We start from the raw sequence: 10,593 nt of genomic DNA on the forward strand, positions 1-10,593 counted from the left end.
CGGAGTTCCTTAGAACAAGCTTACATTAGGAAATCAGGTCCGTTTGGCCTGTCTCAATGCAAGCCATGCACAGAGAATGCTCACAAGCGTCAGTCCAACGGTGAAGTTGCGTACACCATCCAGATGGTCCATCAGCGATGCGGGCAGCCAAGGGAAGATGTCATAAGTATAATCCATCGTATCGTTTAACAGCGTCCATAAGGCAGCGATTACTAGAGCACCCCAACGGAACCCAAAGAACCGCACATACAGCAGAGCCTCAATAGCCATGGCGCTATGCGACGCAATTAACATCCAATCCTGCCAGTTCTGTGCGCCCCCCTGCATCCAGCCTGCAAAAATGATGGAGACTGCCCAAACACCGTATTTTACCGAAGTAACCACAGCAAGCGCCTGTATGACATGTCCAATCTGATTCAGAAGCATCGATTTCGGCTTGTACAAAATCCACAACAAGGATAGTGTAAAAAACAGACTCGCCGTCGGACTGTCCGGCACAAACACAATTTGCCATAGTGGTTGCTGTGCCAGCGTATATTCCAATTGATCCCCGTACCATATGTATCCATATACTGTTCCTAATGCATTACACCAAAAAAGAAGCCACAGGAAATAACGGTTCGTTAGAAATTCCCGGCTCCAAAAATACGATAAAGCCACATTCTCTGCCCCTTCCATCATATGTGTTCTGCATTCCAAAGATAGGTTTTGCGAAAAACGCCTCAAAAAAACCTGACCGCATAAACGATCAGGTTTCATTGCTTATTTCGATTTTACTGTTCTGCCTTCTGTTTCGCAAGCCATTCTGCCAGATGATTGATGTCATCATCTGTCAGCCCTTGAGCAATGGCGTTGTCGTACTGAGCAGGCATACTGTTATATCCTTCTTTGATAATCGTCAGGATTTCTTCCTGGCTGTGTTTGTCGCCCACACCCCGAAGCGAAGGTCCTCCTGCTCCCTTCATATCAGCCGCATGACATCCGATACATCCGGCCTTTTTGAAGGTTTCCATTGCAGGGTCATCCTTCTCAACGATCGCCACTTCTTCTTTTTGACCTGGCGCATTGGAGGTAGGCAGACCCTGCGCGTGTTTCTCCCGCGCTTCTTCCTCACGCTGAATATGTTCCGGCTTCTGGCCGCTTGCTTCCAACTCATGCGCGTAGTGTGTCCATGCAACATTGGTCAGGTAGAAAACGGCCATCACCGATAGAATCATAAGTGATGATGCAATCGGACGTTTGTAGAAACGCCGCTCCTTGCCTGTATCCAGAAAAGGAGCGAGTAATAAAGCGCCGAAAGCAACTCCACTGACTCCAAGTACCCCGAGCAGGACATAATCACCTGAGGCATATGGGTATTTCAAATACTGATACAGAAAAAGGAAGTACCAGTCTGGCATCGGGATAACCGATGCACTTGGATTGGCCGGATAGCCCAATGGTGCAGGTTCCGAAATCGTTAATACTAGAATACCAACCAGTACAACAACACCAACCATCCATTCCTTCAGCAAGAAGTTAGGAATAAAAGCCTCTGATTTGCCGGGATACGCCGTGTAATCCGGTGGAGTTATAAACCCCGCGCCTTTACGGACGCGTGAGTCCCCGACGAAGATAATCTTTTCCTGGTCATCTGACTTGTGTCCGTGAGCCATGTCGATTCCTCCCTTCTCAGATTATAGTGGTCCCGAAATGCCCTGTCTGCGGATCATAATAAAGTGACCGACCAGAAGCACCAGAAGCACAGCCGGAAGGAAGAAGACGTGCAGGGCAAAGAACCGTGTTAACGTCTGCGCACCTACAATAGTTCCGCCTTGCAGGAATTCCTTAATGATCGGCCCCAGCCAAGGAACCGTATTCGCAATCTCTAGAGTAACCTTGGTTGCAAAGTATGCTTTGTTATCCCAAGGCAACAGGTACCCGGTAAGCCCGAGACCCAGCATGACAAAAAAGATCAGCATGCCGACAACCCAGTTCATCTCACGTGGTGCTTTGTAAGAGCCGGTAAAGAATACACGCATCGTATGTAAGAACATCATAACGATAACCAAACTGGCTCCCCAATGGTGCATCCCGCGTACAATTTGGCCGAAGGCTACTTTGGTCTGCAAATACTCGACACTGGCGTAAGCATTAATAATATCAGGCACATAATACATGGTCAGGAACATCCCTGACAAAATTTGAATAACAGTGATAAAGAACGTCAATCCACCAAAGCAGTACACGAATGCGGAAAAGTGATGAGCCGGGTTTACGTGCTCTGGAACTTCATGATCCGCAACGTCCCTCCAAATTGGCGTGATATCGAGACGCTCGTCAATCCAGTCATAGACATTTTTAAACATCTGCGTTCACGCCTCCTATTTGACTCGGGTGTTCGGAACAATGTCGCCCAGATAAACCCAACCCTGATCTTCCTTAACCACATACTCATCCAGCGGCTTCGGGGCTACGGCAAGATTCTTGCCTTCTTTGGTATAATGCGCACCATGGCACGGACAATGATATTCGTCGGGATACTGCTTATCACTGTTCCAACCTACGGTACACCCCAAATGTTTACAAATGGGTGACAGCGCATAGATTTTGCCCTGTTCATCTTTCCTGATCCAGGCGATTAACGAAGCATTGCTCAAATACCAACCGTCTTGCTGTTTCACTTCAAACGTAAATTCTTGAGGTTCATTCGTAATTTTGCTGATTTCCGCTACTTTGACAGAGGTGCCTTCTCCCTTGTGCTGCAAAATCGGGTCCACCGCAAAACGGACCATGGGAAGTATTGCACCGGCGGCCATGTAGGCTGTAGCTCCACCAAGCGTGTACGTCAAAAACTGCCTGCGTGACATTTCCATGCGGCTTGGCAATTTCATCGAAGCTTCGTGCTGGTCATGCTCACTGCTCATACTGTCTCCAACCCCCTTTTTCAGCCAACTCTCTTAATCGTTTTCATTATCAGAAATTCCACGACTTACTAGAACATACATAATCATATAGTAGCCCTAGAACACCGTCAAGAATTTGTCACACATTTTTAAGGTTCATTTGTAAGCGTTATTAAAAAAGTGTTGGTAAATTGTCACATTTGTCACAGGTAGGTCATCTTTTCCATAACTCACGGATTTTTTCCCCGACAAAACGCGAAATCCCTTCTTCTCCAACCTCTTGAATTAAAACAGAACGACTTAATACCAAATCTGCAGAAGTAATTTGGGTCTGTTCCATCACACCATCAGATGACATTATAACCACATATTTGAAACCGGAAGATTTGAGTTGTTCGGATAAGGTATTTAATGCCATTGACATATCCGGACACGCATAATGGAATGCAGGGTAAGTCATGATACGCCCTTTAAACGGAATCTCCACTAGATCCAAAAAATCTCTAAGCCGCTCCAACGCCTCAGTTGCTTCAACTGGAGACTGCTTGCCCGTTAGGGCTGTATATGGAATAAGGCATGTATCCAGATAGAGTTGCAGTTCCGCCCAGCTGTCTTGAGTCATCTCACTGAATTTCAATTCCCTAATTCCCCTCTCTATCCATTTTATTCCCATATTATATATGAGCTTATATTATAAATCCAGAGATTGATACTTTTTCCGTGCAGGAATGGTCGTGAACGCAAAAAAGAAATGCGTGTTTCACGCATTTCCTGTGTTATATATTTATTTTTACATGCTCATCAGTTTATGGCCTTCAGTTCATCCGTCAGATTCCGGAAAGCTACTTCGTCTCCGGTAGCCAATGCATTATCGATTTCCATATACAGCTTCTCGCTGCGCTGTTTACGAAGCGCGTCGTCCCACACCATCTCAGCAGCCAGCCCCAACATGACTTCATACGTAACTTTCATTTTATCCAATAGGATGCACCTCCAAAACGGATTTAAGAGCTCCTATACTCCTTTCCTTTGGCAACATAACCTAGTGTAGTTCTCGACATCCGCTCAAGATCTGCATCAGTCAACTCACGTATCACTTTGGCTGGTGTGCCCAAAGCAAGGGTATAGGGCGGAATTTTAGTATTTTCAGTAACAACAGAACCGGCCCCGATCAGCGTATGTTCACCAATTTCGGCTCCATTGAGAATGATAGCGCCCATACCAATCAGCGAACCTGTTCCGATACGACATCCATGGATAATCGCAGAATGTCCTACCGACACATCGTCGTCCAAAATCAAAGGTTGATCCGTGTTGACGTGTCCAACAGCATTATCCTGTATATTACAGCGCCGTCCAATCACAATGGGTGCCAGATCGGCGCGCAGCACAGCATTGAACCAGATCGTAGATTCTTCACCCATTGTCAGATCACCTATAAGTTTGGCGCCTTCAGCCATATATACCGAAGGGTATAACTGTGGTTGCATACCTTTGTATGGAATTATCATAAGTATCACTCCTTAATTTGGGAGTGATTTTAGCAACTTGTCCTTCACTTGTCAAACATAACGGGGGTAATATCCCCGGATAGCGAGCGACAGGATGACGCAAGGCGTGAACCCCATGCTGTCATTTGTACTGTTCGCCCATCTGCATGCTCTCCAATACGAAGCATGCCTAGGTGCAGCATCATTTTGAGTATCCTGTTGTCATAAATCGTCTCTGCAGTGTCATAATAGAACGGCTGAATGTAGGGACCAATCTGTCGGAACAAAGACTCTGCTGTGGACCAGCTAGCTGCACATTCCCCTGTCCAGTACACAATGGAGGACAGATTGGGAATAGCACCTTTATAAAGTCTTAACCAAAACCGAAATAGCTGTATCATCTCAGCTGTTTTCTCTGCCCCCAGCTTGTCTTCACCGGAAGGTGACAATTTCAGCGAGCCCTGCTCCTCGCGGACCAGATGATGATGAAAAGCGTAGTCATAGATGAACGCAAATCGGTCGGGGTAGTCTTTGAACGAACGACCGTAACCGAATCTCCATCCAGCCTTACCCACCAGCGCCTCACTTACATGCAAATGCTCTATGATCTGATGCTGAGAACGACGATACATCATGCCTTCTGCGTTTAGTGCTATTTCATGCTGCTGGACAAATTGTAGAAACAGTTTCAGATCATCTGCGAGTAGATGGTATTCATCCCGGTAAACGGGAGGCTCGCTCGTCTGTGCAATGCCGGCTTTCAGGTGAGTGGATAACACATCCCGAAATCTCAATTGCAAATCCTGGGGTACCTGATACAGATACCTGGTCTGTTGAGTTGTGCCATTGAACAACCATCCACTCTTCGTGAAGCGTACGATAAGATCACGTGGACTGGCTCCAGCCTCGCTATCTTTTTTATCCATCGATTGACGAGCAATGGCGACAAGTTCCTCCATACCGAAGTATTGACGGGCATCAAACAGCAAGTTGTTCAAAAATCGCAGATCTACCTGGTTTAGTTCACGAACCTGCTGCTCAAAAAAAGGTCTGCTGCCCAATGTAGTGAGAATACTCTGGATGAGTTCATGTTTGGAATTGGGCTTACACTCGCACTGGTAATAGTCTGCTATTCGATTAAGCTGGCCGATATCGGCAAAAGTAAGCATATCCGCTAGATTCATGGGTCCATCGCCTCGCCCTTGACTACTTTTTGGCTGTTGATTCGGGGCCTGGAGTAGTTTGGTTTTGTAAATATCGTTGACGGAATTCCCATGATCTAAACCTCTTTTTGCAAATCTTTTATGTTTTAACCATACTATGCCCGAAGTTGCCCGCTCAGAAGAAGAATGAGAGGTTCAAAATCATATAGAATGGCAGTTATAAATTACTATAACGCAAAAAAACAACCTGAGTTAATTACTCAGGTTGTTTTGCCAGATCCAATGAAAGGTGTCGTGTACAGTTATAAAGCAGTGGACTCCAATCGTCACGTTCCTTCTCCAGGATCGTAAGCGACAGGTTTCCAATTCGTTCCGTATAGCGGTCTTTATACAAAGCTGATAGCATATTGGCTAAAAAAGCGCCATGGGAGACAATCAGCACATTTTGGTCCTGATGAGCCTCCCATAAATCCTCCAGAAAGCCCAATGCACGTGTCTGAATATCAGCAATCTGTTCCTGCCCCAAATCCAGCGTCTCCCAAGAAGCGCCCCAGCGAGCAACACGCTCTTCGGACGTCAGACCTTCAATCTGACCAAAGGCACGCTCCTTCAAGCGTGCATCTGGCTCCAGCAAAGGAACATTCAATAGCCCGGAGATAATCTCTCCCGTCTCCTGAGCCCTGGACAGCCCGCTCGTAATGATGTGGTCCCAGCGATACTCTTCGGTAAGCAAACGTCTACCCAGACGTTCAGCTTGCTCACGACCTTCTGCATTCAGAGGTATGTCTGTCTGTCCCTGAATACGTCCTGCCGCATTCCAGTCGGTTAGACCGTGACGAATAAGCCCGATCCGCATCTCATCCCTCATTTCTCTATACGGTGAACGAAAGCTTTACCTAAGCACGTGCACCTTGTTTGCGTTTGTTCGTTGTACGATGCATCCGTCCAAGAGAGAACAGAGCCATACCTATTGCAAGCAGCGACAACGCCATCCAGTACTGAGGATACGCTGGGCCCATGCTCACAACGAAGGGCTCAATAATACTACCTCTGTCCGCTCCCGTCATGTTGTACTTGTACAATCCGGAGGAAGAAGGCTCACTGCCCGCTACTCCTGTCTCCAAAATGCCCGTAGAGACCACGTTGGTCTGCTCAGCTTCTGATACGTCTGGCTTAAACATCGCCATGTACAGAAAGCTGCATAAAAAAATTGCCAGGAACGCAGCAATCCACAAAGACATATGCTTGCGGATTACAGCAGAGAAACGATTAACCTTTGCCTCTTCCGGCAGTAGCCATGGAGACTCCGCATAGATCCGGTCCATAACATTACGGTTCACTTTCTCTGCTTGTTGTTCTGTCACTGGGACCGGTATGCTGTGCATCAGAATTTGAGCTTCTTCCCACACCTCAAATTGCTGCGAGCAATCTTCACAACCAGCGAGATGAGCATGAAATGCAATTCGCTGAGGATGAGCTTCCGGCAAGTCCCAGACCAGTGCAAACAGTTCCTGGGCTTCATTGCAATTCATCTGTTCTTCATCCCTTCATATGGCTCGTAGACCGGTTCGAAGAAATAAGGTTCCAATTGAGTTTTTACGCTTGACCTTGCTCTGAACAATAACGATTTTACAGAACTGACGCTCTGCCCAAGAATATTTGCAATCTCCTGGTAATCTAGTTGATCATACTCTCGGAGTATAATGGCAGAACGCTGCTTCTCCGGTAAATTGTTAATTGCATCCCTAACCAGCATCACCCGCTCACTGCGCAATACAGCATGCTCTGGCGCATTCTCAGAAGGAGCAACAGGTACAATACCGCTCTCTTCAAGTGGAACACTCCCACTACGCTGTTTGCGAAGCTCACTCAGTACCGTATTTCTCGCGATGGTATATAACCAGGTTGAGAATGAGGCATCCACCTCTCGGAATGAGTGTAGACTGCGGAACGCCTTATAGAAAGTCTCAGAACAGAGATCTTCCGCAAGCAGCTCCATATTAGAACTTTTCAACATATGATATACGAAAGCCAGTATTTTACGCTGATAACGACTCATCAGCTCGGAATATAACTCCAGGTTACCTTCCTTGATCTCTCGAATCAACTGGGAATCCGTCATTTGAGTGCGACCCCTCCTCGCCCATCCATGTGCTTCTCCCCGTTCGACTCTATCCATGTATTACCGAACAGGCACAAAAAAGTTGCGGTTTTCACCGCATAAAACAGCGTTCAACGCCAAAACAGGCCTTCCCGCCAAATTCCCCTATGTAATGGCAATTTCCCCAACGTTTCTACATTAACAGTATTTATTGTACAACGGTCTGCATCGTCCTGGCAAATCCATGGCTTCCATTGAAGCCCGACCAGTCATTATTATGCGGCCGTTTTCTCGTCCATGACTTCAATTTGATCCCTTTTGTGAAGCCACTCATATATTGGACGAACGAAGGCCTCAAAAAGTTTGTGTGAATAAAGAATTAATTGAAAATTTCATTTCCAAATGAAGATCTAGACCACTTTGATGCAAGGATTATATTTCCTTAATTTACGAATGTTATAATTAATTCAAACAATTTTACTCAAAGTGTTGACAAAATGAAAACGGATACATATAATAAAAGTACAGTATGGTTTCTCTCCACTCCTATCCAATAACTGTATTGCTCCACGTGAGCAATGGCCGCTTATGTAAGCGGTCTTTTTTTTGTCCTTTTTTAGAACATGTCCTGTAACAGTTAGTTTTCAACACAAAGAAAGAGGGCTTTCGCCCCCTTCTAAAAACCTAAATCCACACTTGATACCCTAGGGAATCCAGCAACGTTTTGGCCCGTTCCATCTCTTCTTCTTGCCGGAATGACAAACGCATAATGCCCGGTACATCGACCCGGTTCTCAATAATCTCCATGTTGCTTAAGTTAATATCATTCGCCCCAAGCTCGGTGGCAATCTTGCCGATCATCCCCGGTGCATCCTGTACATCCGTATACAGATCAAACAACGACGAGATCATGCCTTTCCGTCGTTCTGGCAGCACACTGCGGAACTCGCGTGCCTGACGAAACGCCTCCTCAATGCCCTCACCATTTTGTTGCTCCAGCATTTCGGTGAAAGCCGTCATCTGGCCGTTCCAGTCCTTCAGCAAGCCCAACAGCACCTCACGGTTGCTCAGCAGAATATCTCTCCATACAATGGCATCACTGGAGGCAATCCGAGTAATATCCCGGAAACCGCCTGCAGCTAGCATTTTATACAAAGGGTTCGATTCATTATATTCGCGCACCTGGTTCACCAGCGCAACTGCAATAACATGTGGCAAGTGACTAATCGCCCCCACAATGTCATCGTGCAGCAGCGGCTCTACACGTACAATCTGGGCACGTGTATACGCAAGAAGATCAGATAACCTGTCATAAGCTTCCTCAGGTACATATTCTGAAGGGGTCAAGACATAGTATGCATTCTCGAATAATACTGCCGAGGCTGCATCTACACCTGCACGCTCAGATCCGGCCATCGGATGCCCGCCGATAAAGTATGCGTCACTCATGCGGACATGCTCAGCACAGGCTGCGATGGACGCCTTTGTGCTTCCTACATCCGTAATAATACATCCCTTTTTCAAGGGAAGCTTGGCCAATTGTCCAAAATAGGATTCGAGCAGCCCAACAGGTACGCACAAAAAAATAAAGTCGGCATCCTGTACCGCTTCCTCCAGAGAGAGCGTAGCATCATCCACTACACCACTCGCTATGTACTTGTCCTTCAGTTCAGGCAGGTGGGCATAGCCCATCACCGTTACACCAGGCTTGCCTTTGAAGCAAAGCGCCAATGAACCGCCGATGAGCCCTACACCGATCATTGCAATTTTTAGTTTCATGGGTCCTCACTCTTTTCATCGCCAGATTTAAGGGCGTGCTACCGCCTTCTCAGCCAGCGTGTTCTCCAGTGCCGTGACAAACGCACGGTTCTGTTCTGATGTTCCTACGGACACACGAATGTATGTTGGATATACATGGAATCCAGGACGAACAATAATGCCTTGTTTCAATAGCGACTGAAATGCCGTTGCAGAAGGCATCTCCAGATCAACCATGATGAAGTTACCCTGCGAAGGGAAAAACGGCAGTTCTAGCCGTGTGAACTCATTTTGCAAATACGCTCGTTCTACTGCATTACGCTCCGCACATTCTTGGACAAAAGCCTGATCCTCAAGTGCAGCTTTCGCCGCAGCCTGACCGAATCGTGAAGTATTAAACGGCTCACGCACGCGGTTGATCAGATCGATCACTTCCGGGCGTGCAATACCGTATCCAATACGCAATGAAGCCAGGCCGTAGATTTTGGAGAATGTCCGCAAAATGACCAAGTTAGGATAACGCTCAATCATAGAGACACTTTGTGGATACGCCTCATCCGTTACGAATTCATAATAGGCTTCATCCAGCACAACCATGACGTGAGAAGGTACACGATCCATAAATGCCGTCAATTCCTGCTCAGAGATAATTGTACCCGTTGGATTATTGGGGTTACATACCCAAACTGCTTTGGTCTTATCATTGATTTGTCCCAGCATGGAAGTCAGGTCATGAGTTCCATCTTTAAGTGGCACTTCAATGCTGACAGCACCCTCGATGTCAGCGTTACTTTTGTATACAGAGAACGTCTGGTCAGCCATGATGTTCTCGTCTCCCGGGAGGAAGAATGCACGAGTGATCAACGCAATGATCTCATCCGATCCACAACCAAAGATCAGATTATCCCGTTCTACCCCCAGATGCTTCGCCAGCACTTCAGTCAGTTCCGTGGAACTGCCATCCGGATATATGCTTACATTGACCAGCTCTCTGGTGATCGCTTCAAGCGCAGCAGGCGAACTTCCATATGGATTTTCGTTGGAGGCCAGCTTGATCACTTGCTCCAAACCCAGTTCACGTTTCACTTCTTCAATCGGTTTGCCCGGTTTATATACAGGCAGATTGACAATCTGGGACTTCGGTTTCAACCCGACCGCCTCCTGTTATTGAAATAGTTATGGACATGCCTCAGCCT

13 protein-coding genes are annotated in these 10,593 nt (G+C 46.7%); all 13 read right to left on the reverse strand.

Translation table 11 applies throughout. From position 1 onward, the window contains the following. Positions 1 to 33 precede the first annotated feature (33 nt). Positions 34 to 660: a DUF1405 domain-containing protein gene (locus BLS14_RS10240; RefSeq protein ID WP_063566833.1), complete on the reverse strand. Its 627-nt coding sequence runs from the start codon at positions 658 to 660 to the stop codon at positions 34 to 36. 113 nt (positions 661 to 773) lie between these two features. Next, positions 774 to 1,655, reverse strand: a complete 882-nt coding sequence (locus BLS14_RS10245) for a menaquinol-cytochrome c reductase cytochrome b/c subunit (protein ID WP_090807379.1) — start codon at positions 1,653 to 1,655, stop codon at positions 774 to 776. Positions 1,656 to 1,676: 21 nt separating this feature from the next. Then, on the reverse strand, positions 1,677 to 2,348 hold the full coding sequence (qcrB, locus tag BLS14_RS10250; protein ID WP_017687726.1) for a menaquinol-cytochrome c reductase cytochrome b subunit: 672 nt from the start codon (positions 2,346 to 2,348) through the stop codon (positions 1,677 to 1,679). Positions 2,349 to 2,363: 15 nt separating this feature from the next. Next, a complete protein-coding gene (locus BLS14_RS10255) occupies positions 2,364 to 2,906 on the reverse strand; it encodes a QcrA and Rieske domain-containing protein (RefSeq protein WP_063566786.1) in 543 nt (180 codons plus the stop codon). A gap of 193 nt (positions 2,907 to 3,099) precedes the next feature. Then, complete coding sequence (locus BLS14_RS10260) at positions 3,100 to 3,522, reverse strand: DUF2487 family protein (protein ID WP_063566785.1); 423 nt, start codon at positions 3,520 to 3,522, stop codon at positions 3,100 to 3,102. 164 nt (positions 3,523 to 3,686) lie between these two features. Then, positions 3,687 to 3,866, reverse strand: coding sequence for an IDEAL domain-containing protein (locus tag BLS14_RS10265; protein WP_063566784.1), 180 nt, complete (start codon positions 3,864 to 3,866; stop codon positions 3,687 to 3,689). A 23-nt stretch (positions 3,867 to 3,889) separates the two neighbouring features. Then, a complete protein-coding gene (locus tag BLS14_RS10270; protein ID WP_090951448.1) occupies positions 3,890 to 4,396 on the reverse strand; it encodes a gamma carbonic anhydrase family protein in 507 nt (168 codons plus the stop codon). A gap of 44 nt (positions 4,397 to 4,440) precedes the next feature. Beyond that, positions 4,441 to 5,559 (reverse strand): hypothetical protein, encoded by a 1,119-nt coding sequence (locus BLS14_RS10275; protein WP_090951450.1) that lies wholly within the window; start codon positions 5,557 to 5,559, stop codon positions 4,441 to 4,443. A gap of 235 nt (positions 5,560 to 5,794) precedes the next feature. Continuing rightward, positions 5,795 to 6,394: a histidine phosphatase family protein gene (locus BLS14_RS10280; RefSeq protein ID WP_090807383.1), complete on the reverse strand. Its 600-nt coding sequence runs from the start codon at positions 6,392 to 6,394 to the stop codon at positions 5,795 to 5,797. Between the two features lie 40 nt (positions 6,395 to 6,434). Then, positions 6,435 to 7,070: an anti-sigma factor family protein gene (locus BLS14_RS10285; RefSeq protein WP_063566780.1), complete on the reverse strand. Its 636-nt coding sequence runs from the start codon at positions 7,068 to 7,070 to the stop codon at positions 6,435 to 6,437. Further along, complete coding sequence (locus BLS14_RS10290) at positions 7,067 to 7,660, reverse strand: RNA polymerase sigma factor (protein ID WP_053780698.1); 594 nt, start codon at positions 7,658 to 7,660, stop codon at positions 7,067 to 7,069. The genes BLS14_RS10285 and BLS14_RS10290 overlap by 4 nt, the downstream gene beginning before the upstream one ends. Before the next feature lie 663 nt (positions 7,661 to 8,323). Continuing rightward, positions 8,324 to 9,418, reverse strand: a complete 1,095-nt coding sequence (locus tag BLS14_RS10295; RefSeq protein WP_063566779.1) for a prephenate dehydrogenase — start codon at positions 9,416 to 9,418, stop codon at positions 8,324 to 8,326. Positions 9,419 to 9,445: 27 nt separating this feature from the next. After that, positions 9,446 to 10,546: a histidinol-phosphate transaminase gene (gene hisC, locus BLS14_RS10300; RefSeq protein ID WP_072733416.1), complete on the reverse strand. Its 1,101-nt coding sequence runs from the start codon at positions 10,544 to 10,546 to the stop codon at positions 9,446 to 9,448. Positions 10,547 to 10,593 lie beyond the last annotated feature (47 nt).

The organism is Paenibacillus sp. OK060 (genome assembly GCF_900101205.1).
GTDB classification, from domain to species: Bacteria; Bacillota; Bacilli; order Paenibacillales; family Paenibacillaceae; genus Paenibacillus; species Paenibacillus marchantiae.

What these genes read in the sequence shown, in the direction of transcription:
- BLS14_RS10245 (WP_090807379.1), bottom strand. Translation starts at nt 1,655, where the DNA reads ATGGCTCACGGACACAAGTCAGATGACCAGGAAAAGATTATCTTCGTC.
- qcrB (WP_017687726.1), bottom strand. Translation starts at nt 2,348, where the DNA reads ATGTTTAAAAATGTCTATGACTGGATTGACGAGCGTCTCGATATCACG.
- BLS14_RS10255 (WP_063566786.1), bottom strand. Translation starts at nt 2,906, where the DNA reads ATGAGCAGTGAGCATGACCAGCACGAAGCTTCGATGAAATTGCCAAGC.
- BLS14_RS10270 (WP_090951448.1), bottom strand. Translation starts at nt 4,396, where the DNA reads ATGATAATTCCATACAAAGGTATGCAACCACAGTTATACCCTTCGGTA.
- BLS14_RS10275 (WP_090951450.1), bottom strand. Translation starts at nt 5,559, where the DNA reads ATGAATCTAGCGGATATGCTTACTTTTGCCGATATCGGCCAGCTTAAT.
- BLS14_RS10280 (WP_090807383.1), bottom strand. Translation starts at nt 6,394, where the DNA reads ATGCGGATCGGGCTTATTCGTCACGGTCTAACCGACTGGAATGCGGCA.
- BLS14_RS10285 (WP_063566780.1), bottom strand. Translation starts at nt 7,070, where the DNA reads ATGAATTGCAATGAAGCCCAGGAACTGTTTGCACTGGTCTGGGACTTG.
- BLS14_RS10290 (WP_053780698.1), bottom strand. Translation starts at nt 7,660, where the DNA reads ATGACGGATTCCCAGTTGATTCGAGAGATCAAGGAAGGTAACCTGGAG.
- BLS14_RS10295 (WP_063566779.1), bottom strand. Translation starts at nt 9,418, where the DNA reads ATGAAACTAAAAATTGCAATGATCGGTGTAGGGCTCATCGGCGGTTCA.